Source organism: Propioniciclava soli, from assembly GCF_038502305.1.
GTDB classification, from domain to species: Bacteria; Actinomycetota; Actinomycetes; order Propionibacteriales; family Propionibacteriaceae; genus Propioniciclava; species Propioniciclava soli.
Window position 1 is genome coordinate 3,019,898 of sequence record NZ_CP115965.1, and the last position, 26,726, is coordinate 3,046,623.

General features: G+C 71.8%; 20 protein-coding genes. 9 read left to right on the forward strand and 11 right to left on the reverse strand.

What is annotated here, in order from left to right:
• Nucleotides 1-57: 57 nt before the first annotated feature.
• Together PCC79_RS13645 and PCC79_RS13650 are read right to left on the reverse strand one after the other, a co-directional pair.
• A complete protein-coding gene (locus PCC79_RS13645; RefSeq protein ID WP_342372151.1) occupies nt 58-810 on the reverse strand; it encodes an ATP-binding cassette domain-containing protein in 753 nt (250 codons plus the stop codon).
• A gap of 4 nt (nt 811-814) precedes the next feature.
• Nucleotides 815-2,023 (reverse strand): ROK family transcriptional regulator, encoded by a 1,209-nt coding sequence (locus PCC79_RS13650; protein ID WP_342372152.1) that lies wholly within the window; start codon nt 2,021-2,023, stop codon nt 815-817.
• Between the two features lie 134 nt (nt 2,024-2,157).
• Between PCC79_RS13650 and PCC79_RS13655 the strand changes: the two genes are divergently transcribed.
• The 4 genes from PCC79_RS13655 (at nt 2,158) to PCC79_RS13670 (ending at nt 8,807) form a co-directional block, all read left to right on the forward strand.
• The gene (locus PCC79_RS13655; RefSeq protein ID WP_342372153.1) at nt 2,158-3,717 is read left to right on the forward strand and encodes a sugar ABC transporter ATP-binding protein; all 1,560 of its coding nucleotides are present in this window, start codon (nt 2,158-2,160) and stop codon (nt 3,715-3,717) included.
• Between the two features lie 18 nt (nt 3,718-3,735).
• The gene (locus tag PCC79_RS13660; protein WP_342372154.1) at nt 3,736-5,067 is read left to right on the forward strand and encodes a sugar ABC transporter permease; all 1,332 of its coding nucleotides are present in this window, start codon (nt 3,736-3,738) and stop codon (nt 5,065-5,067) included.
• A gap of 127 nt (nt 5,068-5,194) precedes the next feature.
• Nucleotides 5,195-6,301 (forward strand): sugar-binding protein, encoded by a 1,107-nt coding sequence (locus PCC79_RS13665; protein ID WP_232548330.1) that lies wholly within the window; start codon nt 5,195-5,197, stop codon nt 6,299-6,301.
• A 100-nt stretch (nt 6,302-6,401) separates the two neighbouring features.
• Nucleotides 6,402-8,807: an alpha-amylase family glycosyl hydrolase gene (locus PCC79_RS13670; protein WP_232548329.1), complete on the forward strand. Its 2,406-nt coding sequence runs from the start codon at nt 6,402-6,404 to the stop codon at nt 8,805-8,807.
• Nucleotides 8,808-8,946: 139 nt separating this feature from the next.
• Here PCC79_RS13670 and PCC79_RS13675 read toward each other — a convergent pair whose 3' ends face one another.
• From PCC79_RS13675 to purL, 5 genes are all read right to left on the reverse strand, one after another.
• On the reverse strand, nt 8,947-9,978 hold the full coding sequence (locus tag PCC79_RS13675) for an alpha/beta hydrolase (RefSeq protein WP_342372155.1): 1,032 nt from the start codon (nt 9,976-9,978) through the stop codon (nt 8,947-8,949).
• Nucleotides 9,965-10,189, reverse strand: coding sequence for a DUF3073 domain-containing protein (locus PCC79_RS13680; RefSeq protein WP_342372156.1), 225 nt, complete (start codon nt 10,187-10,189; stop codon nt 9,965-9,967). Before PCC79_RS13680 ends, PCC79_RS13675 begins: the two co-directional genes overlap by 14 nt.
• A 195-nt stretch (nt 10,190-10,384) precedes the next feature.
• A complete protein-coding gene (gene purM / locus PCC79_RS13685; RefSeq protein WP_342372157.1) occupies nt 10,385-11,443 on the reverse strand; it encodes a phosphoribosylformylglycinamidine cyclo-ligase in 1,059 nt (352 codons plus the stop codon).
• On the reverse strand, nt 11,436-12,902 hold the full coding sequence (gene purF / locus PCC79_RS13690) for an amidophosphoribosyltransferase (RefSeq protein ID WP_342372158.1): 1,467 nt from the start codon (nt 12,900-12,902) through the stop codon (nt 11,436-11,438). The genes purM and purF overlap by 8 nt, the downstream gene beginning before the upstream one ends.
• A 61-nt stretch (nt 12,903-12,963) precedes the next feature.
• Entirely contained in the window at nt 12,964-15,216 is a 2,253-nt protein-coding gene (purL, locus tag PCC79_RS13695; protein ID WP_342372159.1) for a phosphoribosylformylglycinamidine synthase subunit PurL, read from the reverse strand.
• Between the two features lie 88 nt (nt 15,217-15,304).
• On the opposite strand from purL, the gene PCC79_RS13700 reads away from it, so the two are divergent.
• Nucleotides 15,305-16,219, forward strand: a complete 915-nt coding sequence (locus tag PCC79_RS13700) for an N-acetylglucosamine kinase (protein WP_232548323.1) — start codon at nt 15,305-15,307, stop codon at nt 16,217-16,219.
• A 185-nt stretch (nt 16,220-16,404) separates the two neighbouring features.
• Nucleotides 16,405-17,469, forward strand: a complete 1,065-nt coding sequence (locus PCC79_RS13705) for an NAD(P)-dependent alcohol dehydrogenase (protein WP_342372160.1) — start codon at nt 16,405-16,407, stop codon at nt 17,467-17,469.
• Nucleotides 17,470-17,557: 88 nt separating this feature from the next.
• Here the strand turns inward: PCC79_RS13705 and PCC79_RS13710 are convergent, their stop codons facing one another.
• From PCC79_RS13710 to PCC79_RS13720, 3 genes are all read right to left on the reverse strand, one after another.
• Nucleotides 17,558-18,811: an ISL3 family transposase gene (locus tag PCC79_RS13710; protein ID WP_342372161.1), complete on the reverse strand. Its 1,254-nt coding sequence runs from the start codon at nt 18,809-18,811 to the stop codon at nt 17,558-17,560.
• 328 nt (nt 18,812-19,139) lie between these two features.
• The gene (purQ, locus tag PCC79_RS13715) at nt 19,140-19,814 is read right to left on the reverse strand and encodes a phosphoribosylformylglycinamidine synthase subunit PurQ (RefSeq protein WP_342372162.1); all 675 of its coding nucleotides are present in this window, start codon (nt 19,812-19,814) and stop codon (nt 19,140-19,142) included.
• Nucleotides 19,811-21,133, reverse strand: a complete 1,323-nt coding sequence (locus tag PCC79_RS13720) for a phosphoribosylaminoimidazolesuccinocarboxamide synthase (RefSeq protein ID WP_342372163.1) — start codon at nt 21,131-21,133, stop codon at nt 19,811-19,813. Before PCC79_RS13720 ends, purQ begins: the two co-directional genes overlap by 4 nt.
• A gap of 104 nt (nt 21,134-21,237) precedes the next feature.
• Between PCC79_RS13720 and PCC79_RS13725 the strand changes: the two genes are divergently transcribed.
• From PCC79_RS13725 to PCC79_RS13735, 3 genes are all read left to right on the forward strand, one after another.
• Complete coding sequence (locus PCC79_RS13725; RefSeq protein WP_232548319.1) at nt 21,238-21,741, forward strand: SigE family RNA polymerase sigma factor; 504 nt, start codon at nt 21,238-21,240, stop codon at nt 21,739-21,741.
• Entirely contained in the window at nt 21,738-22,760 is a 1,023-nt protein-coding gene (locus PCC79_RS13730; protein WP_342372164.1) for a Gmad2 immunoglobulin-like domain-containing protein, read from the forward strand. The genes PCC79_RS13725 and PCC79_RS13730 overlap by 4 nt, the downstream gene beginning before the upstream one ends.
• A gap of 68 nt (nt 22,761-22,828) precedes the next feature.
• Nucleotides 22,829-24,019 carry a PQQ-dependent sugar dehydrogenase gene (locus PCC79_RS13735; RefSeq protein ID WP_342372165.1) on the forward strand — a complete coding sequence of 397 codons (1,191 nt, stop codon included), beginning with the start codon at nt 22,829-22,831 and terminating at the stop codon, nt 24,017-24,019.
• A 28-nt stretch (nt 24,020-24,047) separates the two neighbouring features.
• Here PCC79_RS13735 and PCC79_RS13740 read toward each other — a convergent pair whose 3' ends face one another.
• A complete protein-coding gene (locus tag PCC79_RS13740) occupies nt 24,048-26,702 on the reverse strand; it encodes a multicopper oxidase domain-containing protein (RefSeq protein WP_342372166.1) in 2,655 nt (884 codons plus the stop codon).
• Between the last annotated feature and the right edge of the window lie 24 nt (nt 26,703-26,726).

Below are 26,726 nucleotides of genomic sequence, written 5' to 3' on the forward strand. Positions count from 1 at the left end.
CCATGCAGCAACCGACGCCTGGTATGGACAGACCGATGGCGTGGGCGTCCTGGTGCCTCAGTCGTGCTTCTCGTGCCGCGTCGCACCGGTGACGGCGGAGAGAATGTCCTCATAAGACGCGGTCGCGGTGTCGAACGTGCCGTTGTTGCGGCCGTGCCGCAGGACGGCGATGCGGTCGGCCACGGCGCGCACGTCGTTCAGGTTGTGGCTGATCAGGATGACCCCCAGCCCGAGGTCGCGCAGCCCCTCGATGTAGCTCAGCACCTCGGCGGTCTGGCTCACCGACAGCGATGCGGTCGGCTCGTCGAGCACCACGAGCTGGGGCTGCCGGACGAGCGTGCGCGCGATCGCGACGCACTGGCGTTGGCCGGCCGACAACTGGTGGAGCGGCACGCCGAGGTCGGGGATCCGCGCGTTGAGCTGCCGCAGGTAGCTGCGCGCGAGCTCCTCCATCCGGGGCCGGTCCAGCAGCCCCCGGGTGCGCAGCTCGCGCCCCAGGAAGATGTTGTCGACCACGTCGAGGTTCTCCGCGAGGGCGAACTCCTGGAACACCGTGGCAATGCCGTGGGGGAACGCCGCGGCCGGTGAAGTCAGCGCGAGACGCTCCCCGTTGAGGTGCAGCGTGCCCGCGTCCGGGGCGTAGACACCGGCCACGATTCGGGCCACCGTCGACTTGCCTGCAGCGTTGTCTCCGACGAGGGCGACCACCTCGCCGCGGTGCACGTCGAGGTCGACGTCCACGAGCGCCCGGACGCCACCGAAGTGCTTGCTGAGCGAGCGCAGGCTCAGCAACGGGGCTGAACGGTCCATGCGGTCATCCTTCCGAACTGGCGCCCGCTGCCGGGCCGATGGCGTCGTGGATCAGGGCGAGCGCGCCTCGGGCAACCATCTGTGGGTCCTCTGTCGGCACCACGAGTCCGTCGTCGCGCGGCAGGACCGGCCTGGAGCGCAGCGCCTCCCGAATGGGGGCGAGGAACACCTCTCCCGTCGCGGCCAGGTCGCCGCCGATGACGACACGTTGGGGAGCCAGGAGGGTTGCGGCGTCCGCCACGGCCCCGCCGACCGCGGCGGCGGCGTCCGCCACGACCTGTCGGCAGCCTGGATCGCCGTCGGCAGCCGCCCGAACGATGGCCCGCAGGCTCATCGGCCCGTGGCTGACCCGCAGGGGCTCCGCCAACGCCTCGGCCGACGCCACCGTGTTCAGGCACCCCCGGCCGCCACACCGGCAGATCGCCCCGCCGGGTTCGACGCGGACGTGCCCCAGAGCCCCCGCCGAGCCCGCGCCGCGGAACGGGACGCCACCCACCATGAGGCAGGCATCGACGGTGTCGGCGACGTGAACGAACAGACCCACCCCGACCCCCCGCAACGCCCCGAAGCGGGTCTCCCCCACGGCGCCGGCCTCCGCCTCCCGCACCACGAGCACCTGCCGCTGGAGCCGCGCGGCGAGCAGTTGGTCGATGTCGACGTCGATCCAGCCCGTCAGCGCGCCGAGCCCGGGGCGGACGCCGGCACCCAGCGCCGTGGGAATCGCGAGCCCCACGCCGGCGATGTCGTCCATCGACGCCCCCACCTGGTCGGCCAGCTCGGCGATCAACAGGGCCGTCCGGTCCAGGGTCGTGTCGGAGCGGTGCTCAACCGGCAGGGGGAGCCGCTGGGCGCCGCTGAGCGCCATCGAGGAATCAGCCAGGACGACCGACAGCGAGCGGGACGCGATGTGCACCCCCACCCCCAGCGATGAGGACGCCGCGAGCGACACCTCCTGCGCGCGGCGTCCGGAGCGGGTTGTCGCCCGCGTCTGCACCACGCCCTGATCGAGCAGTTGCTTGACGATGTTGGACACCGTGGCCGCGGACAAGCCGGTGACGCTCGACAATTCGACCTGCGTGATCCGGCCGTATGCCTTCACGGCTTCAACGATGCGCGCACTGTTGGCTTCCCGCAGGGACCCCTGCGATCCGGGAGCAACGGCGCCGACGAACACGCCTCGCAGGCTACCACTCGGCCCGTCGGCCCCCCGCACTCCTCAGTGAATCGGTTCACGTCCTGAATCAATCAAACTTTCTTGGATTCAAGTCTTGACGCCAAGGGCGGAGCCGGCCTACCTTCGTCCTGCGGTCACCGACGACGGTGCCGGTGTTGAAGGAGCAGACCCCCATGGTCGACGAAGACGTCCTGCTGGACATGCGCGGCATCACCAAGGTGTTCCCCGGCGTGCGCGCGCTGGACGGTGTGAGCATCCGGGTGCGTCGGGGCGACATCCACGCCATCTGCGGGGAGAACGGGGCGGGCAAGTCGACCCTGATGAAGGTGCTGTCCGGCGTGTACCCCCACGGCACTTTCGACGGCACGATCGTTCTCGACGGCGAGCCCGTCGCCTTCACCGGCATCAAGTCCTCCGAGGCCCGCGGCATCGTGATCATCCACCAGGAGCTCGCGCTGATCCCCGAGCTGTCCGTCGCCGAGAACATCTTCCTCGGCTCGGAGGTGACCGCCGGACTGCTGATCGACGTCAAGCTGGCCCGCCGACGGGCCGCCGCCCTGCTGGAGCGCGTGGGCCTCCGCGTCGATCCCGACGTCCCCGTCAAGCAGCTCGGCGTCGGCCAGCAGCAGCTCGTGGAGATCGCCAAGGCGCTCAGCAAGGACGTCCGTCTCCTCATCCTGGACGAACCCACCTCGGCCCTGAACGAGACCGACTCGGCCAACCTGCTCGGGCTCCTGCGCGGGCTGAAGGGCCACGGGGTCACCTCGATCATGATCTCCCACAAGCTCAACGAGATCGCCGCGATCGCCGACGCGGTCACGGTGATCCGCGACGGCCGCACCGTCGAGACCTACGACGTCGTGGCGGGTCAGGTGGACGAGGACCGCATCATCCGCGCCATGGTGGGACGCTCGATCGAGAACCGCTACCCCACGCGGACGCCCCACGTCGCGGGACCCCTGTTGGAGGTCGGCGACTGGACGGTCGAACATCCGACCATCCCCGGGCGGCTGGTCGTGGATCACGCGTCCTTCCACATCAACCGGGGCGAGGTCGTCGGCTTCGCCGGGCTCATGGGCGCGGGCCGCACTGAGCTCGCGCGGTCGATCTTCGGCCGCTCCTACGGCACCTACCTCGGCGGGGAGATGCGCCTGGAGGGGGAGCCGATCGAGGCGCCCACCGTGGCCTGCGCCATCCGCCACGGGCTCGCCTACCTGACCGAGGACCGCAAGACCCTCGGGCTCAACCTGCTGGACGACATCCAGACGACCATCGTGTCGGCCAATCTGCGCGACATCGTCCGCGGCGGCCTGCTCGACCGCCGCAGGGAGGCCGAGGTGGCCGACGGCTACCGGCGGGACCTGCGCATCAAGTCGGCCTCGGCCAAGGTCGGTGTGTCCACCCTCTCGGGCGGCAACCAGCAGAAGGCCGTGCTGGCCAAGTGGATGTACCCCGGGCCGCAGGTGCTCATCCTCGACGAGCCCACCCGCGGCATCGACATCGGCGCCAAGTACGAGATCTACAAGCTCATCCATGCCCTGGCCGACCAGGGCAAGGGCATCGTGCTCATCAGCTCGGAGCTTCCGGAGCTGTTGGGCATCTGCGACCGGCTCTACACCATCTGCGAAGGCCGCATCACCGGGGAGGTTGCGGCCGCCGACGCCGACCAGGAATCCCTGATGCGGCTGATGACCACCACGTCCACCACCCGGGCCACGCAGGCCTCGGCCTGACCGCACAGAAAGCACGCCATGACGACTCTCAAGAACATCTTCGGGGGCAACCTCCAGCAGTACACCATGGTGCTCGCCCTGGTGCTGTTGGCCGTCACCTTCAACGTGATCTCCGGCGGACGCATGCTGACGCCGTCCAACCTCCAGAACCTGATCTCCGGCAACGCCTACGTCCTGATCCTCGCCATCGGCATGGTGATGGTCATCGTGGTGGGTCACATCGACCTGTCGGTCGGCTCCGTGGCCGGCTTCGTCGGCATGGTCACGGCGATCACCACCACGCAGTACGGCTGGCCCTGGTGGGTGGGCCTGCTCGCCGGCCTGCTCACGGGTGTCGTGATCGGCGCCTGGCACGGTTTCTGGTTGGCCAAGATCGGCATCCCGGGCTTCATCACCACCCTCGCGGGCATGATGATCTTCCGTGGCCTCGTGATCTGGGTGTCGCGCTCGATCTCGGTACCCGTGCCCTCCGAATTCTCCGTGCTCGGCGCGGGGTATCTCCCGGAGTGGGGGCCGGCCTTCACCGGTATGAACAACTCGACGCTGCTGCTCGGCCTGCTGGCCGCCGCTTGGTTCGTCTGGACCGAGATCGGTCGCCGCCGCGACGCCACCGACCTGCCGGTGTGGATCACCGCCGTCCGCATCGTGCTCGTCCTCGCGGTCATCGGCTACCTGACCTTCCTCTTCGGCACCGGCCGGCCGGGCACATCCTTCCCCGTCCCGGGCCTGATCCTGGTCGGTCTCGTCATCGCGTACCACGTGCTGACCCAGCGCACGCCGTTCGGACGCCACATCTACGCCGTCGGCGGCAACAAGGCCGCGGCCGCCCTGTCGGGCGTCAACACCGGACGCGTCTACTTCCTCGTCATGCTCAACATGTCGTTCCTCGCCGCCGTCGCCGGCATCCTGTTCGTCGGCCGCGCGACCGCCGCCGGCCCCTCCGACGGCACGATGTGGGAGCTGGACGCGATCGCCGCGGTGTTCATCGGCGGCGCGGCCGTCTCCGGCGGCATCGGCACCGTCACCGGCTCGATGATCGGCGGGCTCGTCATGGCCGTCCTCAACAACGGCCTCATGCTGATGGGTGTGGGTCAGGACCAGACGCAGGTCATCAAGGGCCTGGTTCTGCTGGCCGCCGTGGCGTTCGACGTGCTCAACAAGCAGCAGGGACGTCCCTCCCTCCTCGGCCACCTGATGCGCTCGGCGGGCCGCGACGCCGGCCCGGCCCCCGCGGCCACGGCCCCCGCGGCCACGGCGTCCGCGGCCGCCACGGACGCTGCCGTCACGAGTGTGCCGGTGTCCGCCGGCCCGGTCGACGCCGCAGACACTCTCCCGCCCCGTTCGAGCTAGGCAGGCCCCGAACCGTTCCCTCCGCCGCCTCCCGGCGCGCACCACCCACGGCGTCCGACGCCACCACCTGGGCACTGCCTTGCCCACAACCCACCGATTGACCGACACGTCAACGAAAGGAACCATCATGAAGACCAGGGTCACCGCTCTGCTCTCCACCCTCCTCGCCGCATCGCTCGCCCTCTCCGGGTGCGGCGGCGGACGCGAGGCCACCACCACCACCGAGACCACCGCCGGAACGACCGCCAGCGCTGAGGGCTTCGCCTCCGACGCCACCATCGGCGTCGCGCTGCCGTGGCTCGGGACGCAGAACTGGAAGGAGGCCGAGGTCATGTTCACCGAACAGCTCACCGAGGCCGGCTACCAGCCGCTCGTGCAGGCCGCCGACAACAAGGTGCCGCAGCAGCAACAGCAGATCGAGGCCATGATCGAGCAGGGCGCGAAGGCCATCGTCGTCGGCGCCGTCGACGGCACGCAGCTGGGCTCCGTGCTCGAGACGGCCAAGGGCGCCGGCGTCACGATCATCGCCTACGACCGTCTCATCGAGAACACGGACGCCGTCGACGGCGTGGTGCAGTTCGGGTCGCTGCGCACCGGTCAGCTCCAGGGCCAGTCGCTGCTCGACGGTCTCGCCGAGCGCAAGGGCGACGGCCCCTACACCATCGAGCTGTTCGGCGGCGGCCCTGCGGACGCCAATGCTCCCAACTTCTTCACCGGCGCCATGGAGGTGCTCCAGCCGAAGATCGATGACGGCACGCTCGTCGTGGTCTCCGGCCAGACGGAGTTCACCCAGGTCGCGACGCCCGATTGGGACAACGCGAAGGCACAGGCCCGCATGGACTCGCTGCTCTCCGGGTTCTACTCCGGCACCCCGATCGACGGCGTGCTCTCCCCCAACGACGGCATCGGACGCGCCATCCTCACGTCCGCCAAGCAGGCGGGCCAGGAGCTCCCGGTGGTGACCGGCCTGGACGCGGAGAACGAGTCCATCGTGTCGATCGCGGCCGGTGAGCAGTACTCCACCGTCGCGAAGCCGACCCAGGACCTCGTCGCCAAGACGATCGAGCTCATCGACGCGGCCCAGCAGGGTGAGGAGCTCCCCGCCCCCGATGAGACGGTCGACAACGGCGCCACCGAGGTCGGCATCTACCAGCTCGACCCGATCGTCGTGACCCTCGACAACGCCCGCGAAGTGTTCGCCGACGACCCCGACCGGCTCCAGTACCTCTCCTGACCCCGGCCGCCCACCCCCGACGCCGCCCCGGTGCCACCGGGGCGGCGTCGCCGCATTCCGGAGCTGGCACCGCTGCGCGGTATCTGAGAGGGTGCCTGCCATGGAGCTGCGGCGGTGGGTGGGCCTCGGGGCGGCGTCGGTGCTGCTGGCGGCCACGCCGGCGTGCTCGGCGTTCAGCCCTCCCGAGTATGTGCTGGTCGGCCCCGTGCAGGAGGCCCTCGGCTGTGACGGCGAGGACGCCGGCTGCCGCGCGTCCGCGTTCACCGAGACCGCCGACGGCGTCCGCCAGCTCGAGGTGACGCTGCCCGAGGGCGTCCACGCGTTCCGCCTCGCCGGGCCCGACGAGCAGGTGTGGGGCGCGGGCGGCGTGGTGGACGGCCCGGCCCAGACCGTGGCGCTGGGCGGCGAGGCGCGCGTGCGTTTCACGCTCGACCCGGCCACGCATGCCGTGACCGCCGCCCCGGCCGCGCCGGCGGCGTCCGGCACCGAGACTTCGGACGAGGCGCTGGCCCTCGACGCGCTGCGGGCCCCGCTCACCCGGGAGCGGTTCTACTTCGTGATGACCGACCGGTTCGCCAACGGCGACCCGTCGAACGACGCTGGCGGCCTGGCGGGCGACCGGCTCGCGACCGGTTTCGACCCCACCGACAAGGGCTTTTACCACGGCGGCGACCTGCGCGGCCTGATCGATCGGCTCGACTACATCGACGGGCTCGGCGTCACCACCCTGTGGCTGACGCCGGTGTTCGTCAACAAGCCGGTGCAGGGTGAGGGGGCGGACGCGTCCGCCGGCTACCACGGCTACTGGATCACCGACTTCACGCGCATCGACCCCCACCTGGGCACCAACGAGGAGATGCGCGAGCTGATCGACGCCGCCCACGCCCGCGGCATCAAGGTGTTCCTCGACATCATCACCAACCACACCGCCGACGTCATCGCCCGGGCCGAGGGCCGCAACGCCTACGTCGGCAAGGCGATCGAGCCCTACACGGACGCCGCGGGCGAGCCCTTCGACGACCGCGATTTCATCAACGCCGAGTTCCCTGAGCTCGATGCCGAGACCTCGTTCCCGTACACGCCGGTGTTCCCGAACCCCGAGGACGCCACGGTGAAGGTGCCCGGCTGGCTCAACGACCCCACGCTGTACCACAATCGCGGCAACTCGACGTACTCCGGGGAGTCCGACACCTACGGCGACTTCGCGGGGCTGGACGACCTGTTCACCGAGCGCCGCGAGGTGGTCGACGGCATGAGCGACATCTACGCGAGCTGGATCGGCTTCGGCGTGGACGGATTCCGCATCGACACCGTCAAACACGTCAATCTCGAGTTCTGGCAGCAGTTCGGCCCCCGCATGGCGGACGCCGCCCGCACGGCCGGCAACGACGACTTCTTCATGTTCGCCGAGGTGTACGACACCGACCCGGCGGCCAAGGCGCGCTTCACCACCACCGGCAGCCTGCCGGCGGCGCTCGACTTCGGGTTCCAGGCGGCGGCGCTCTCGTTCGCGCAGGGCCGGGCGCCGGCCGACATGGCCGAGCTGTGGGAGGCCGACGATTTCTACACCGACGCCGACTCCAACGCTTATGCGAACCCCACGTTCCTGGGCAACCACGACATGGGACGCCTCGCGAGCCTGCTGCGCGGGCGGGCGTCCGGGCCCGACGACCTGCTCGCCCGGGTCGAGCTGGCGCACGACCTGATGTTCTGGTCGCGGGGCCAACCGGTCGTCTACTACGGCGATGAGCAGGGCCTCGCTGGCTCGGGCGGCGACAAGGATGCCCGGCAGGATCTCTTCGCCACCGCCGTCGCGCAGTACGCCGACGAGGAGGTCGTCGGCGGCACCCCCGGCGCGCAGGACCGTTACGACCCCGCGCACCCGTTGTACGCGCACATCGCTGCGCTCGCCGAGCTGCGCGAGCGGTATCCGCCCCTGGCCGACGGCGCGCAGATCCCGCGTCACGCCGGCACCTCGGCCGGCATCCTGGCCTTCTCCCGCATCGACGCGGCCGCGGGCGTGGAGTACGTCGTCGCGCTCAACAACTCCGAGCGCGCCCAGGACGTGACGGTCGACACCTGGTCAACGGGGGTCGCGTTTTCCCCGCTGTACGGGTCGGACGCCGTCGCCTCCGCCGGGCCGGACGGACAACTCACCGTCACCGTGCCGCCGCTGGGTTCGGTCGTCTACCGCGCGGACGCCCCGATGCCCACCCCGGACGCCGCCCCCGCGGTGGCCCTCGACCTGGCGCCCGGCACCACCGTCGAGCGCCGCGCCGAGATCGCCGCCACGGTGGAGAGCCCCGGGTTCGCGCAGGTGAGCTTCTGGGCGCGTCCGCTCGGGGCGTCCGACTGGACGCCGATCGGCACCGACGACCACGCGCCGTTCCGGGTGTTCCACGACACCGGGGCCCTCCCGGCCGGTTCGCTGGTCGAGTACCGCGCCGTCGCCCACGACCTCGCCGGCCAGTACGCGGCGGCGTCCACCTGGGCGACCGTGGGGTGACCGCTCCCCGGGGCGGCGTCGACAACGCAGGCTTGTGCATGGGTTGTCGACGCCCACAGCCCGTTTCGCGTCGACAAGCCGTGCTTGTGCCTGGGTTCTCGACGGCGACGGCCCACCCCGGCCCACGAACAGAGCGCCCCTAGCGCCCCGACACCCAGGCGCGTTCCCAGCGGGTCAGGTCGTCGAAGAACTGCGCCCGCGCCGCGGGCTGGGAGATGGTCAGGTCGTGCATGCCACCCGGGATGCGCACGAGGGTCAAGCTCCGGCCCAGCCGAGTGGCGGCCGCGCCGATGCGTTCGACGTCGAGCACGGTGTCGGCCGTGCGGGCGGAATCGGCGAAGCGACGGAGCCAGACGGTCCGGTCGCTGGTCGCGACGAACACCGGGCACTCCAGGCCCAGGCCGGCCGCCACGCGGGCGTGCCCGGCCAGGATCGCCCGCAGCCAGCCCAGCCGCAGCGGACGCGGGCCGTCCGACTTCAGCGTCAGGTCCCACGCCCACTCCCCGCCGTGGTCGGCGTGGGCGGCGCGGGCGTAGATGCGCTCCTCGTTGTCCCGGATCGGGATCGCCGTGGTGCCCCGCCGGCCGCTGAACTGCTGCAGCAACGGCCGCGCGAGGGCCGCCAACGCCGGTGGGCCGTGCATCTCCAGCCACGGCGAGTTGAGCACCAGACCGTCCACCACCCCGGGCCGCCCGGCCGCCCACAGGCTGATCGTCAGCCCCCCGGTGGAGTGCCCCATGCCGACGATGCGGTCGTGGTCGTGGCGGATCACCGCGACGGCGGCGTCCAGCTCCGCCTCGTAGTGGCTGAGGTCGGCGACGTAGCCCCACAACTGGCCCTCGCGGTGACTGCGACCGTAGCGGCGCAGGTCCACGGCGTGGAACGCATACCCCAGGCCCTCGACCACCTCGGCGAGGTGGGTCTGGAAGAAGTAGTCGTTCCACCCGTGCACGTACAGCCACGCGGGGCGTCCGTCGCGCAGCGCCGGGTCGGCGCGCCGCACCAAGGTGCCGACGAGGGCGTCCTCGGGCTCACCGATCTCCGGCTCGGCGTCCAGCGGCAGGTCGAGGCACTCGAAGCCGGCCAGCGCCGCGTCCGGACGCCAGCCCGCGCCCTGCCGCCCGGCCTCAGCCGTCGACGGTGGGGGCGGGGTGGGTTCAGGAGGCTCCACGCGCGACGGGACGATACGGCTCGTCGTCGGGATCCCCGTCGTCGGCGTCGGGGTCGTCGTCGAAGTCGTCCGACTCCTCAAGCGCCACCCACGGGGCGTGCGTCCCATCGCGGAGCTCACGCTCCAGGGAACTGAAGTCTGTGTCGACGGTACGGTATTTCAGATCGCGAGCGACCTTGGTCTGCTTCGCCTTTGCACGGCCGCGCCCCATCTGGGTCGACCCCCTTAGCGTTCTGGCGGTCTAGCCGCGTGAGTCATCTGTCGTGACGCAGATGTTACCCGACTCGACCACCGCGACAAAGCACGATCGTGCCCGCTGGACATCCGCGTCGCGTCCACCCCTGCGGACGTGCCCGCTCACCCCGTGGGACGGAGCCGGACGAGACCCGCCGGACGCGCGCCCGCGTCAGGCCGACGCGTGCCCGCCCACGAGCCGGACGCCGGCCGGCCCGTCCGCTGCGGCCACCTCGCCGAGCACCCAGGCGTCCAGGCCCCGCTCCCCCGCGACGCGCACCAGGGTGTCGGCCGCGTCCGCCGGCGCCACGAGCGCCATGCCGACGCCCATGTTCAACGTCGCCTCGATGTCGGGCTGCGACACCGCGCCCACCTGCTGCACCAGGCCGAAGATGGGCGGGGGCGTCCAGCTCGAACGATCCAGGGTGGCCGCCACCTTGTCGGGCAGCACGCGCGCCAGGTTGTTGGCCAGCCCGCCGCCGGTAATGTGGCTGATTGCGTGCACCTCCGCGGCGTCAATGAGGGCGAGGATGTCGCGGGCGTACACGCGGGTGGGGGTCAGCAGTTCCTCGCCGAGCGTCGTGCCGAGCTCGTCGACGTGGCGCTCCAGCGACCAGCCGGCCTCGGTCAGCAGCACGTGGCGCACCAGGCTGTAGCCGTTGCTGTGCAACCCCGAGGACGCCAGTGCGACGACGACGTCGCCCGGCCGGACGCGCTCGGGGCCGAGGATGCGGTCGCGCTCGACGACGCCGGTGGTGGCGCCGGCCATGTCGTACTCGTCGGCGTCCAGCAGCCCCGGGTGCTCGGCGGTCTCGCCGCCGAGCAGGGCCGCACCGGCGACCTCGCAGGCTGCGGCGATGCCGGACACGATCGCCGCGATCCGCTCGGGCACCACCTTGCCGCACGCGATGTAGTCGGTGACGAACAGGGGCTCGGCGCCGACGACGACGAGGTCGTCCACCAGCATGCCGATGAGGTCGAACCCGACCGTGTCGTGCTTGTCGAGGGCTTGAGCGATGGCGACCTTGGTGCCCACCCCGTCGGTGGAGGTGGCCAGCACCGGGTGGTCATAGCCCCGGAGCGCCGAGGCGTCGAAGAACCCGGCGAAGCCACCGAGCCCGCCGAGCACCTCGGGCCGGTGCGTGCGGCGCACGTAGGCCTTCATCAGCTCGACGGCGCGGTCGCCGGCCTCGATGTCGACGCCCGCCCGGGCGTAGGCGGACTCACTCATCGATGACCTCCAGGTTGAGCCGCATCTCCTCGGCGACGCCGGTGGGAACGGGAATCGGGTAGATGCCGTCGAAGCACGCCCGGCACAGCCGCTTCTTCGACAGCCCGGTCGAGGCGACGAGGCCCTCCAGGCTGATGTAGGCCAGCGAGTCCGCGCCGATGGAGCGGCAGATCTCATCGACGCTCATGCCGGGCGCGATGAGTTCGGCGCGGGTGGCGAAGTCGATGCCGTAGAAACACGGCCACTCCACGGGCGGCGAGCTGATGCGCACGTGCACCTCCGCGGCCCCGGCCTCGCGCAGCATCTTCACCAGCGCCCGCTGGGTGTTGCCACGGACGATGGAGTCGTCGACCACGACGAGGCGCCGGCCCTCGATCACGTCGCGAATCGGGTTGAGCTTGAGCCGGATGCCGAGCTGGCGGATCGTCTGGGAGGGCTGGATGAACGTCCGCCCCACGTACGCGTTCTTCACCAGCCCGACGCCGTACGGAATCCCGGACGCCTCCGCGTACCCCACCGCGCTCGGGATGCCGGACTCGGGGGTGGGGATCACCACGTCGGCGTCCACCGGGGCCTCCATGGCCAGCGTCCGGCCGATCTCAACGCGCACGGCGTGGACGCGGCGGTCGGCGATCAGCGTGTCGGGCCGCGCCAAGTAAACGTACTCGAAGATGCAGCCCTTGGGCCGCGCCTCGGCGAAGCGGGCGCTGCGCAGGCCGCCGGAGTCGACGCAGATCAGCTCGCCGGGCTCGACCTCGCGGATGTAGGTGGCGCCCACGATGTCGAGCGCCGCGGTCTCGGACGCGACGACCCAGCCGCGCTCGAGGCGTCCGAGCACCAGGGGCCGGACGCCCTGGGGGTCGCGCGCGGCGTAGAGGGCGTGGGAATCCATGAACGTGAAGCAGAACGCACCCTGCAGCCGGGGCAGCACCTGCAGCGCGGCCTCCCACGTGGAGGTCTCGAAACTCGCCAGCAGCGCCGTGACGAGCCACGTGTCGTTGGTGGAGTCCATCGAGTCCTTGATGGTCACCTTCGCGTTCGGTTCGCGTTCGTGCAGCCAGGCCAGCAGGGCGTCGGTGTTCGTGAGGTTGCCGTTGTGGCCGAGCGCCAGGCCGCCGTTGACGGTGGCGCGGTAGGTGGGCTGGGCGTTCTTCCAGACCGACGCCCCGGTCGTGGAGTAGCGATCGTGCCCGATGGCCAGGTGCCCCACCAGGGAATTCAGCGTCGGCTCGTCGAACACCTGGGAGACGAGCCCCATGTCCTTGAACACCATGATGCGTTCGCCGTTGCTGACGGCCATGCCGGAGGATTCCTGCCCGCGGTGCTGCAGGGCGTACATGCCGTAGTAGGTGAGCTTCGCGACCTCTTCGCCGGGGGCCCAGACGCCGAAGACGCCACACTCCTCGTTCGGCTTGGGATCGTCCAGCGGGTCTCGCCCGGTCGGTGCGCCGCAGGTCACGCGGTGAGTCTACCCACGCCGGACGCCGCCGCCCACCTTCACCCGGGGCGGTTGCCGGGGCTCAGGCCATCGCCTCGCGGATCGGGGCCTCCCAGCGGGCGCGGACGTCGTCCAGAGCCAGCGTGAACTGGTCGAGCACCTCGATCTCGCCGGTGTCGACCACCTCACCGATGCGCTCCAGCGGCACGCCGTGCTCGGCGCACAGGGCCTCGAACGCCGCGTACTGGGCCCCCGCGAGCGACACGACCGCGCGGGCCGGCGTCTCGGAGAACAGCGCGACGGTGGGGTCACCGTCCGGCAGCGTCAGCGACACGCCCAGCCCGTGGCGCAGGGACGCCTCCACCAAGGCCTGGGCGAGCCCGCCGTCGGCGAGGTCGTGCGCGGAGGTCAGCAGCCCGTCGCGGGCCGCCGCCACCAGGACGCGGGCGAGCGACTGCTCGGCCGCGAGGTCCGGCGTCGGGGGCATCCCGCCGAGGTGGTCGTGGATCGCCTCGGCCCACGAGCTGCCCGAGAGCTCCTCGCGCGTCGTGCCGAGCAGCACGACGGCGTCCCCGGGGTATGCGAAGCCCTGCGGCGTCCGCCGGGCCACGTCGTCGATGATGCCGAGCATGCCCACCACCGGGGTGGGCAGGATGTTCACGCCGTCGGTCTGGTTGTAGAAGCTGACGTTGCCGCCGGTGACCGGGGTGCCCAGCTCACGGCAGCCGTCCACCAGCCCCAGGATCGCCTCGCGGAACTGCCACATCACGTCGGGGTCCTCCGGCGAGCCGAAGTTCAGGCAGTCGGTGATCGCCACCGGTTCGGCGCCGGACGCCGCCACGTTGCGGTAGCTCTCGGCCAGGGCGAGCTGCGCGCCGAGGTACGGGTTGAGCAGGCAGAAGCGGGCGTTGCAGTCGGTGGCCAGCGCGATGCCGAGCCCGGTGGACTCGTCGATGCGCAGCACGCCGGCGTTCTCCGGCTGCGCGAGCACCGTGTTGCCGCGCACGTAGCGGTCGTACTGGTCGGTGATCCAGCTCTTGTCGGCCAGGTTGGGCGAGCCGGCGAGGGTGAGCACCTGCTCGCCCAGCTCGCGGCCGGACGCCGCGCGCGGCAGGTCCTCGGCGCGGTCGGCGTTGAGGGCGTCGATCCAGTCCGGGCGGTTCCAGGGCCGCTCGTACACCGGGCCCTCGTGGGCGACGGTGCGCGGGTCGACGTCCACGACGCGCTCGCCGTGGTAGTTGATGATCAGGCGGTCGCCTTCGATGACCTCGCCGACGACGGTGGCGAGCACGTCCCACTTGGCGCAGATGGCGAGGAACTGCTCGACGTCGTCCGGCGTCACCACCGCCATCATCCGCTCCTGGCTCTCGCTCATGAGGATCTCCTCGGGCGAGAGCGTCGGGTCGCGCAGCACGACCTCGTCCAGGTTGACGTACATGCCGCCGTCGCCGGCGGACGCGAGCTCGGACGTGGCGCAACTGATGCCGGCCGCGCCGAAATCCTGGATGCCCTGGATGACGCCGGCCGCGAACAGCTCCAGCGTGCACTCGATGAGCAGCTTCTCCATGAAGGGGTCGCCCACCTGGACGCTGGGCCGCTTGGCCGGGCCGTCCGCGTCGAACGTCTCCGAGGCCAAGATGGACGCCCCGCCGATGCCGTCGCCGCCCGTCGCGGCGCCGTACATGATCACCTGGTTGCCGACGCCGCGGGCCTGGGCGCGCTTGAGGTCGTCGTGCTTGAGGACGCCGACGCACAGGGCGTTCACGAGCGGGTTGCCGAGGTAGGTGCGGTCGAACACCACCTCGCCGCCGATGTTGGGCAGGCCGAGGCAGTTGCCGTAGCCGCCGACGCCGGCGACCACGCCGGGCAGGACGCGAGCGGTGTCGGGGGCGTCCAGCGGGCCGAAGCGCAGCGGATCCATGACGCCGATCGGTCGGGCGCCCATGGCGAGGATGTCGCGGACGATACCGCCGACGCCGGTCGCCGCCCCCTGGTGGGGCTCGACGTAGCTGGGGTGGTTGTGGGACTCGATCTTGAACGTCACGGCCCAGTCGCCGCCGATGTCGACGACCCCCGCCTGCTCACCGATGCCGGCCAGGAGGGGGCCTCGGGGCGTCTCGGAGCCGACCTCGGCGAAGCGTGCGAGGTGCACCTTGGAGGACTTGTACGAGCAGTGCTCCGACCACATCACCGAGTACATGGCCAGCTCGCAGCCCGTCGGCCGGCGGCCGAGGATTTCGCGGATGCGGTCGTACTCCTCGGCGCGGAGCCCGAGCGCGGCCCAGGGCTGCTCGGCATCGGGGGTGGCAAAGGCGCTTCCAACGGTGTCGACCACGCCCCCAAGATAGCGTGCGCGCACTGCGGCCGACGCCCCCCGCCGATAGGCTGGGACGCACCATCCACACGACCCATCGGAGGGACGCATGGTCGCTCACCTCGTGGCCGACGCAGGCCAGAGTTCCACCCGCTACCGGTACGTGTCGGACGCCGGCGCGGCCGAGGCCAAGGGGCCCGGTGTGGTCACGGACATGCCCCTGCTGCGTCAACTGGGGGCGGGGATCGAAGCGGTGTTGGACGCCCACCCCGACTGGCACCCCCACACGGTGGCGCTGGGCTCGAGCGGCAACGAGGACGGGGACGCGGGCGTCCTGCTGCGGCGGCTGGCCGGCCGCGGCGTGGCGAAGGTGATCCTGTGCCACGACTCGGTGACGAGCTACCTCGGTGCCCTGGGGTCGGACACGGGCTGCGTCATCGCGGCCGGCACGGGCACGATCTGCTTCGCGGTGGGGCCGGAGTCCGTCGCGCGGGTGGACGGCTGGGGCTACCTGATGGGCGACGCCGGCTCGGCGTACTGGATCGGGCGCACCGGGCTGGAGGCCGCGCTGCGCGGCTTCGACGGCCGCCGGCAGATGACGGCGCTGACCGAGGCGATGGCCGAGGAGTACCCCAACCTCGAGCGGGCGTACCTGGATCTGCAGACCGACGTGAACCGCGTGCAGCGCGTGGCCTCCTTCGCGGCCAAGGTGGACGCCCTCGCCGCCAGCGACCGCGTGGCGGGCAACATCCTCGACAAGGCGGCCGCGCACCTCTCGGAGGCCGTGCAGGCGGCGATCAGGCGGGTCGAGCTGCAGGGCACGCCGGCCCCCCGGGTCGCGGCGATCGGCGGGGTGTTCGACAGCCACCGCGTCGTGAACCGCTTCACCGACTACCTCAGCCTGCAATGGCCCAACTTCGCGCTCACCGAGCCGCAGGGTCAGGGGATCGACGGTGCCCAGCGCCTGGTGGACCTTCCCGACGACCACCCCCTGCACGCGAAGCTCTCCGTCGCCCACGCCTGACCCGCTGCCCTGAGCCGGCGGCTGCCGTGTGATGGCGGCTGCCGTGTGATGGCGGCTGCCGTGTGATGGCGGCTGCCGTGTGATGGCATTTGGACCCGAGGAAATGGCGCCATGGCGCCATTCCCCCGGGTCCAAATGCCCGCCGATGACCAACCCCCCGCCCGGGGGGCGCCTAGGGTTGAGGCATGCCCATCACCGTGAAGGCCCTCCAGAAGACCAGCGCCGACGCCCCGTTCGAGGTGCGCACCATCGAGCGCCGCGACCCCCGCCCCGACGACGTCGTCATCGCCATCAAGGCGGCCGGCATCTGCCACTCCGACATCCACACGATCCGCGAGGAGTGGGGCCCGGTGACCTACCCGCTGGCCGTCGGCCACGAGATCGCCGGGGTGGTCGAGGCGGTCGGTGATGCCGTGACCCGCGTCAGCGTCGGCGACCGCGTCGGTGTCGGCTGTCTCGTGAACTCCTGCGGCGAGTGCGAGGAGTGCCGCAACGACCAGGAGCAGTCGTGCCTCAACGGCAACGTCGGCACGTACGCGTCCACCGACGTCGACGGCACCACCACCCAGGGCGGTTACAGCGAGAAGGTCGTCGTCAACGAGCGGTTCGTGCTGCGCCTGCCGGACGCCCTCGACTTCGACGTCGCCGCGCCGCTGCTCTGCGCCGGCATCACGACCTACTCCCCGCTGGCCACGTGGAACGTGCAGGAGGGGCAGAAGGTCGCGGTGCTCGGCCTCGGCGGGCTCGGCCACATGGGCGTCCAGATCGCCGCCGCTCGCAGCGCGGACGTCACCGTGCTGTCCCGCTCGTTGAAGAAGGAGGACCTGGCCAAGGAGCTGGGGGCGTCCCGCACCCTGTCGACCACGGAGGACGGCTTCTTCGACGACCACGCCGGGGAGTTCGACCTGATCCTCAACACCGTCAGCGCCGACATCGACCTCAACGCCTACCTGCGCCTGCTCAAGCCGCGCGGCGTCATGGCGTGCGTGGGCGCGCCGCCCACCCCGATGCCGCTCGGCATCTTCTCCCTCATCGGCGGGCGCAAGGTGCTCACCGGCTCCGACATCGGGGGCATCGCCCAGACCCAGGAGATGCTGGACTTCTGCGCCGAGCACGGCTTCGGTGCCCGCATCGAAAAGATCGGGGTGGACGAGGTGGACGCCGCCTACGAGCGCGTGGTGGACGGCGACGTCCTGTTCCGCTTCGTGATCGACACCGCGACCTTCGCCGACGCCGAGCCCGTCAACTGACGCGTCCCGACTGGCCACCAGGGGGCAACCCGCCCCCAGCGGGCATTTGGACCCGAGGGAATGGCGCCATGGCGCCATTCCCGGCTCTTCACACTTCCGGTGGGGGTGGCGGGGTGAGTCCGCCGCCGATGAGGAGCATGCGTAGCCGGTAGTTGTCTCGGTTGCGGAAGCCGCGGGCGATGCGGCGGTGGAGTTCGATGAGCCCGTTGATGCTCTCGGTGCCGCCGTTGCTGGCGCGGCCGGTGTCGAAGTAGGCCAGGAAGGCGTCCCTCCACTGCTTGAGGGTGCGGCCCAGCTTGGCGATCTCGGGGATGGGACACGTGGGGAAGCTGGCGACGACCTGTTCAGCGAGTTGGCGGCCTCGAGCGGGGTCGGGGTGGGCGTACGCGGCGCGAACACGTTGGGCGCACTGCCAGGCGATGTGGACGGCGTCGTGGCGCTCGTCGGCGGCGATGGCAGCGGCCAGGCGGGCCTGTTGCTTCTCGGTGAGCCGCTCGGCCGCGCAGCGCAGGATGTTCCGGATCCCGTACAAGGGGTCGCCGGAACGGCCACGGTGACCGTGGATCTCCTGCTGCACGCGGCGGCGAACCTCATCGACCGCCCGGCCGGCCAGGGCGACCACATGGAAAGCATCCAGGACAGCGGTGGCGTCGGCGAGTTTGTCGTCGATGGCGTTCTTGTAGCCGTGGAACGGGTCCAGGGTGGCGACCTCGACCCCAGCCTTGAACGCCGTGCCGCGTTGGTCGAGCCATGTCTTGTACACGGTCCCGGAGCGGCCGGGTACGAGGTCGAGCAGCCGGGCTCGGACGCGTCCGTCCTTGTCACGGGTCAGGTCGACCATGCCGGTGAGCTCCTTCGGGCCGCGCTTGCGGGGACTCACGTGGTGCCACAGGTGTTCGTCCACCCCGAGGGTGGTCACGCCGGCGAACCGGGCCTCGTCGTCGGCCAGCGTCGCCAGGATGGGTTGGATCGAGCCCCATACCGTCTTCCACGCCACCCCCAGCTGCCGCGCGAGTCCGTGGATGGAGGCGTGCTCGCGGCGGACCTGCTCGATCACCCACCGGCACGCCCGGGTGGTCAACAGCCCGCGCGGGCGGGCTATCTGCTCGTCCTGCTCGGTGAACACCCTGGTCGGGCACGCCGGCTCCAGGCACCGCCACGTGCGTTTGCGCCACCGCAGCCGGGTCGGCCGGGCGAAACACGGGATGTCCACCAGCGTGGTCGTGCGTCGGCCGCGACTCTCAGCGACTACCCCACACGACGGGCAACCCACCACCGTGGACGCCGACTCCATCGTCACCACCAGCACGTCGTGGACCTTGTCGACGTCGACAACGTGCAAGCCGTCCAGGCCGACCAGCAGGTCGCAATGGTCACAGTACGAAGGGGTCGTGGCAGCGCAGCAGCACCCCGTAGGCTCGGACACGTCGAGGCCTTCCGGTCAGGTTGAAGAGACGCTTCCGATCCTGAAGGCCTCGACCCCCAACCACCATCACCCCGCGCTCGGGCGTGTCGCGCTCACCCCCACCTCAAGGTTGAAGAGCCCCATTCCCTCGGGTCCAAATGCCAACAGTGCCAAGCAGGGCCAATCAGCGCCAAGCAGTGCCAATCAGAGCCCACGGAAGCCAACCGCCACCCAACCACCCACCAACGCGGTAGCGGCGCAGAGGTCAGACGCGGGCGAGGAACGCCTCGACGGAGCGGAAGAACCCCTGGCCGTCCAGGGACGGGCCCGTGAGCTCTTCGACGTTGTGCTCCGGGTGCGGCATGAGGCCCACCACGTTGCCCCGCGGGTTCGTGATGCCCGCGATGTCGTTGCGCGACCCGTTCGGGTTGCCCCCGACGTAGCGGAACGCCACCAGACCCTCGCCCTCCAGGCGGGCCAGCGTCTCGTCGTCGGCCATGTAGGAGCCCTCACCGTTCTTCAGCACGATGGTGATCTCCTGACCGGCCGCGAAGTCGTTCGTCCACGCCGTCGTGTTGTTCTCCACGCGCAGCTTCTGATCGCGGCACACGAACGTCAGCCGGTCGTTTCGCACCAGGGCGCCCGGCAGCAGGTGCGACTCACACAGCACCTGGAACCCGTTGCAGATGCCCAGCACCGGCATCCCCCGGCCCGCCGCGGCAACCACCTCGGTCATGATCGGGCTGAACCGGGCGATCGCGCCGCAGCGCAGGTAGTCCCCGTAGGAGAACCCGCCGGGCAGGATCACGGCGTCCACACCCCCCAGGTCAACAGCGTCGTGCCACAGCGCCACCGGCTCGGCCCCGCACAGCTCGACGGCGCGGCGGGCGTCCTGGTCGTCCAGCGACCCCGGGAACGTGACGACCCCGATCCGGGTCACCGCTCCTCCACCCGCACGTCGTAGCTCTCGATGACGGTGTTCGCGAACAGTTTCTCGGCGGCGTCACGGACCTGCGCGAGCACGTCCTCGGTGACCTCGCCGTCCACCTCGACCTCGAACCGCTTGCCCTGCCGCACCGTCCAGCCGGTGAACCCCAGCCGCCCGAGTGCGCCGGTCACCGCCTTGCCCTGCGGGTCCAGAATCTCGGGCTTGGGCATCACGTCCACGACCACTCGCGCCATGCCGGTCATGCTATCGGACGCCGCCGGCGCGGCCCGCTGCGGCCCAGCGTCCGGCTCGGCCAGGTCGGACGCCGACCGGGCACCCCCGACCAGCAGGTCCGCACCCGAGGCGGACGCCACCAGCTCGACCCACTCGTTCGCCGGCAACGCGCGCCGGGGCGGCGCGGGCTCGTCGTCCTTCTCGGCGGCAGCGGCGTCCACCCCCGCACCGGCAGCCCCGGGCGCGAACGGCGCCCCCGTCAGCCGCTCGTAGGCCTCGACGTAGCGCGCCCGGGTGGCGGCGATGACGTCGTCGGGCAGCGCGGGCGGCGCGGCGTCGCCGGAGCGGTCCCAGCCGGAGTCGCGGGTCAGCCAGTCGCGGACGAACTGCTTGTCGAAGCTCGGCAGGGCCTCGCCCGGACGCCAGCCGTCGGCGTCCCAGAAGCGGGAGGAGTCGGGCGTGAGCACCTCGTCGGCGAGCACCAACGTGCCGTCGGGGCGGCGTCCGAACTCGAACTTGGTGTCGGCGAGGATGATGCCGCGCTCCCGGGCGATCTCCTCCGCGCGCCGATAGAGATCGAGGGTGGCCGAACGCAGCGCTGCGGCCAGCTCCTCGCCGTGCTGGGCGACCACCTGCTCGTAGGTGATGTTCTCGTCGTGTTCGCCGAGGTCGGCCTTCGCCGCCGGCGTGAAGATCGGCTCGGGCAGCCGCGAGCCGTCCACGAGCCCGGCCGGCAGCGGCACCCCGCACACCGTGCCGGAGGCCTGGTACTCCGCCCAGCCGGAGCCGGTCAGGTAGCCGCGGGCCACGCACTCCACCGGCACCATGGCCAGCTTCTCGACGACCAGCGCCCGGCCGGCGACGGCGTCCGGCACCTCGGTCGACACCACGTGGTTCTCGACGCCGAGCTGCTCGAACCACCACAGCGAGAGCTGCGTGAGCACGGCGCCCTTGTCGGGGATCGGGGTGTCGAGCACGAAGTCGTAGGCGCTGATGGTGTCGGTGGCGACCATCAGCAGCCGGTCGTCCGGCCACGCGTACAGGCGGCGGACCTTTCCGGCATGGACGAGGGGCAGGTCGAGGCCGAAATCGCTCACCGGCCGATCCTAACCGCCGCACCCCGCCGCAATCTGCCGCCGAGGCGAAACCTTTCCGTCCAAGCCCGCGTCTGACACGGTGTACGCCAACCGAGGAGGTGGCCATGACCGGGCCGGGACTGGACGAGGAGTTCACCGCGTTCGTCCGCGACGCGTCCCCCGCGCTCGGACGCACCGCCTGGCTGCTGTGCGGCGACCGCGACCTGGCCGCCGACCTCGTCCAGGCCACCCTCGTCAAGACCTTCCGGGCCTGGCGGCGCATCGCCCCCGAGGCGCGCCTGGCCTACGCCCGCCGCGTCCTCGCCCACGAGAACATCGACCGGTGGCGGCGCCGCCACGGCGAGGTGGCCGTGGCCGAGGTGTTTGACCGGCCGGACGCCGCGCCCACCCCGGACGCCCTCGTGGCCGAGCGCGACCGCGTCACCCGGATGCTCGCCGCGCTGCCCGACACGCAGCGCCGCGTGGTGGTGCTGCGCTACTACGACGACCTCTCCGAGCGGCAGGTCGCCGAGACGCTCGGCCTCAGCGTGGCCGCCGTCAAGTCCGCGACCCACCGGGCCCTCACCGCCCTGCGTACGCACGAAAGCCCCGAAGGAGTCTCGGCATGACGAATTTCGAGAACCAGCTGCGCGACGACCTGCACGCCGCTGCCGACGGCGTCGAGATCCACGTCGACCCGGACGCCGTCGCCGCCGCCCACGCCCGGGCGGCCCGCAGGTCGGCGATCGGGTGGGGCGCGCTGGCGGCCCTGGTCGCGGCGGTCGTCGTCGGGTGGGTGGCGACGGCCTGGAACCCGCCGACGGACCGCGCCGTTCCCGACCCGCTGCAGACCCCCGTCGACACGGCCTCCCCCGCCCCGTCGCCCACGCCGAGCACCCCGACGCCAGCGACGACCTCCGCTCCCACGGCGACACCGGGGGCGGACGCCACCACCCCGGCTCTCGTCTACGCGGTGGTGGACACCGAGATCGGGCCCCGCCTCGTCCGGGAGACCCGCTGGGTCCCCGCCGCAACCCCGGCCCGGGGGGCCCTGGAGGCCATGCTCGCCGGCCCGCTCGACCCCGATCACCACTCCGCCTGGCCGCGCAACACCCGCGTGCTCGGCATCGCCGACCACGGCGACGAGATCACCGTGGACCTCTCGGCCGAGGCGTTGCGCGCCGCCGTCGGTGCCGAGGCCGAGTCGTTGATGGTGCAGCAGCTCGTCTGGACGGTCACCGAGGCGCTCAACCCGGACGCCCGCGTCCTGCTCCGCGTTGACGGGGCGGTGCCGAGCTGGGGCCACCAGGAGTGGTCTGAGCCCGTGGCCCGGGCGGACGCCGACGCCGTCCGCCTGTTCGTGGGCATCGACACCCCCAGCGAGGGGGACGCGGTGGACTCCCCGGTGACCGTGCGGGGCGAGGCCTGGGTATTCGAGGCCAACCTCCTCTACACGGTCACGGACGCCGCCGGCGCCGTGGTGGCCGACGGGTACGCGACCACGCAGGATGGCACGACCTTCGCGCCCTATGCCTTCGACCTCGACCTGACACCGGGCACCTACACGGTGACGGTGCGCGAGGACGACGCGAGCGACGGCGAAGGGCGCGCCCCGTTCAGCGAGAGCCGCACGTTCCGCGTCCGCTGATCTGGCGCGACCGGCCGGAGACAGGGGCGGAGAGAGGGGGGCTGACGGCCTCCGACTAGGCTGGATGCATGAGACCCCGCACCCTCGCCTCCCTGACCGGCGTGTTCGCGTGGGGCCTCGCCGCGTGCGCAGGCCCCACCACCACGCCCGATCCCACCACCGCCCCCGAGGCCACGACGCCCGCAACCACCCCCGCGACGAGTCCGGCCACACCCGCCCCCACCACCGCCGACGGCGCCGAGATGCCCCTCGGCCCCGACGGCCGGCCGTTCACCGTCGCCGAGGTGGCCACCTTCGACACCCCGTGGGCCATGGCGTTCCTGCCCGGGACGCAGACGGCCCTGGTCACCGAGCGGGAGGGCGTCCTGCACCTGGTCGACACAGCGTCCGGGGAAGCGACCGAGGTCGAGGGCATCCCGGACGTCGTGGCGTCCGGCCAGGGTGGGTTGGGCGACGTCCTGCCCGGCCCGACCTTCGAGCAGGACGGCACCGTCTACCTCTCCTGGGTGGAGAGCGGCAGCGGCGGCACCGGCGCGGTCGTCGGCCGCGCGGAGCTCATCACCGGTGACGCCCCGCGGCTCGAAGGCCTGGCCGTGATCTGGGAGCAGACGCCCAAGGTGTCGGGCAACGGCCACTTTTCCCACCGGCTCGCGTTCTCCCCCGACGGGCAGCACCTGTTCGTCAGCTCGGGCGACCGCCAGGAGATGACGCCGGCGCAGGATCCCGCGAGCATGCTCGGCACGATCATGCGGATGAACACGGACGGCTCGGACGCCCAGATCTGGACCAACGGCCACCGCAACCCGCTCGGCCTCGCGTTCGACGCCGACGGCAACCTGTGGAGCTCCGAGATGGGCCCGCAGGGCGGCGACGAGCTGAACCTGATCGTCGAGGGGGCCAACTACGGCTGGCCCGAGGCGTCCATGGGCGTCCACTACAACGGCACCGACATTCCCGACCACACCGACGGCGACGGCTTCGAGGCGCCTGTGGCGTACTGGGTGCCCGCGATGTCGCCCGGCTCGCTGATGATCTACACCGATGACGCTTTCAGCGGCTGGACCGGCGACGCCTTCCTCGGCGGCCTCTCGGGGCAGAACCTCGTCCGCGTCGACCTCGACGGCACCAACGGTGACATCGCCGACACGTGGGACATGGGTCAGCGCATCCGCGAGGTCGAGCAGGGCCCGGACGGTTCGGTCTGGCTGCTCGAGGACGCCCCCGGCGGCCGCCTGCTGCACCTCACGCCCGTCAGCTGAGTGACCCCGTGGCCGGGGGTGGGGCCGCTCAGCCCTCGGTGACGGCCACGGTGCCGTGGGCGCCGCGTTCGGCGTCCACCATCACGTGGCTGACGACGGAGTAGTGACCGGCTTCCGGGAACGTCAGTTCCACGAACCCGCCCTGGGCGGGCTGCAACGCCAGCACCTGGGCGCCGCCGTCGGTGGCACCGAACGCGCCGACGCCCTCGCGCAGGGTGTAGGTGCCCTCGGTCCACACCGTGTCGAACTGGCCGCCGACGATGTGGAACGCGCTGGCGCGGTTGGGGCCGGCGTCCAACACCCAGAAGCGGACGCGCTCCCCCACCCGCGCCTCGAACGGGGCCAGGTCGTACTGGTTGGCGACCCCGTTGAACACCACCCGGTCGGGCCGCTCGGCGACGACCTTGTCGGCGTCCAGCTCGCGGGCGTCCTGCGGCGAGGTCGCGGCGTTGGCGAGGAACACCTCGGACTGCACCAGCGCGTAGGTCCGGTCGACCGCGGGCAGCCCCTCCGGCTCGATCACGACGGCCCCGTGCATGCCGGCCGCGATGTGGCTGCTCATGGGCGCCGTGGAGCAGTGATACATCCACATGCCCGCCCGCTCGGCGGTGAAGCGGTAGACGAGCGTCTCGCCCACGCCGATGGTGCGCATGGGCTCGTCCGGCGCCAGCGCGCCGGCGTGGAAATCGATCGAGTGCCCGATGGTGCCGTCGTTGACGAGCGTCACCTCGAACACGTCGCCGACGCGGCCATGGAGCGTGGGCCCCACCGACCCGCCGTTGAACGTCCAGCGCGTCTGCCACAGCCCGGGCGCGACCTCCAACGGCACCTCGGTGACCGTCAACGTCACGCGGCGCACGGTGACATCATCCAGCGGCGGCAACACCGGGTCGACGACCGTGCCCAGCTCGTCGGACGGGTTCGGCCCGATCACGGCACCGCTCGCGGCCGCCGCGGCACCCGGGGCCGCGTGCGCCCCGTGGGCCGGCCCGCCCTCGGCGACGACGTCGAGCACCATGCCCATCTGCCGGTGCCCGGCCACGGTGCAGTAGCCCTGCACGGATTCAGTGATGACGCCGGCGTCGAGCTCGACGGTCTCGCCGGGCGCGAGGCGCGGCGTCCGGAAGGTGCCGATGAGAAGGTCGTGCGCCATGGCCTGATCGCCGTTGGTGAGCACGACGACGAGGCGGTTGCCGGCGGGCACGGTGATGGTGCTCGGCTCGAAGCGCATGTCGACGGCGGTGACCTCGACGCGGGTGGTCTCGCCCGTCTCGGCGGTGGCGGACGCGGCCGCTCCCCCCAGGCGCAGACCGGCGGCGGCCGGATCGGCCGCGACGCCCGCCCCGTACGCGAGCGCCAGGACAGCGAGCCCGGCGACCAACTGCCGCACGCTCCAGGGGCGCCGCGGCGTCGGCTCCGGGAGCGGGTCGCCGGTCATGACGGCGCGGCGGGCGCGTCCGGACGCCTTCGCCCCGCCCAGCAGCAGCGGGATGAACGCGGCCAGCGCGACGAGCACCGCCGAGGAGATCGCGACCTTCACCCACGAGGGCGCGGGCAGCAGAAACAGCACCAGCCCGCCGTTGATGACGACGAGACGGACGCCGGCCCACCGGTTGAACCACGCCTGGCCGGCGCGCACCACCGACGGGCCCCCGCCCATCACCGATGGGATCAGGTAGCTCAGCGCCCCCGACAGCAGCTGGGCCGCGAAGCCGACGGCGACCACCCCGGCGACGGTGGGGACGGCGTCCGCGAGGGCGGCCCAGGACGGCGCGGTCGCGAGCAGCCCGGCGACCCAGATAAGCGCGACGCCGCCCCACACCAGCGCGGCCAACACGGACGCCGGCGCGAACTCGCGCAAGCCGTGGGCGCGCAGCGGCCGGGCCAGGGCGCGGCCCCACCACAACAGCCCGACGCCGTACAGCGCGACGCCCACGAGCGCCACCGGACGCCAGCCCACCAGGGCACCCGAGGTGACGATCGCGATGCCGACGAGCTGGGTGGGCAGCGCCTCGCGCGCCAGCAGCTCGGCGCGGTCGTCCATGCGGGCGCGCAGCATCGTGGGCCAGAACGTGACGAGGGTGCCGGTGACGGTCAGGCCGATCCAGCCGAGCAGGTTGACCGCCAGATGGGCGACGAGCAGGCGCCCGTGCCACACCTCGGGCAGCCCGAACGCGAGCGCCGCGCCGAAGCCGACCCCGATCGGCAGGCACGCCACGGCGGCCACGTAGGAGTGCGTCACGACGCGGAAGCGGCTGGGCAACGCGCGGCGCAGTACCGCGACGAGGTGGACGCCGTGCCACACCACCGCGGCGCTCACCAGCGTCGCGCCGACGACGACCAGCCACCACACCTGCGCCGGAACCCCGAGGAACACGGCCAGCGCGCCGGCGGCGAGCAGGGCGACCCGGACGTCCTGCCGGCGGCGACCGGCGGCGTCCGGGAGGGTGCGCAGCAGCGTGTGAGCGAAGTGCTCGCTCCACACCAGCGCGGAGTGGCTCAGCGCCCCGAGGAGAACGAGGTGCACCATGAGCCACGTCGAGGCCGGCACGAAGCGGTGCACGAGCGCCACCGCCACAGCGGCGAGCAGCCAGACGACCGCGACCTGGTCGCGCAGCCGCCGCGAGCGCGAGCGTCCGGGTGCGGTGGGGCGCGTGCTCTCGGCGGTGGGCAGACCGGTCACGAACCCTCCCTGGTGACGATGGTG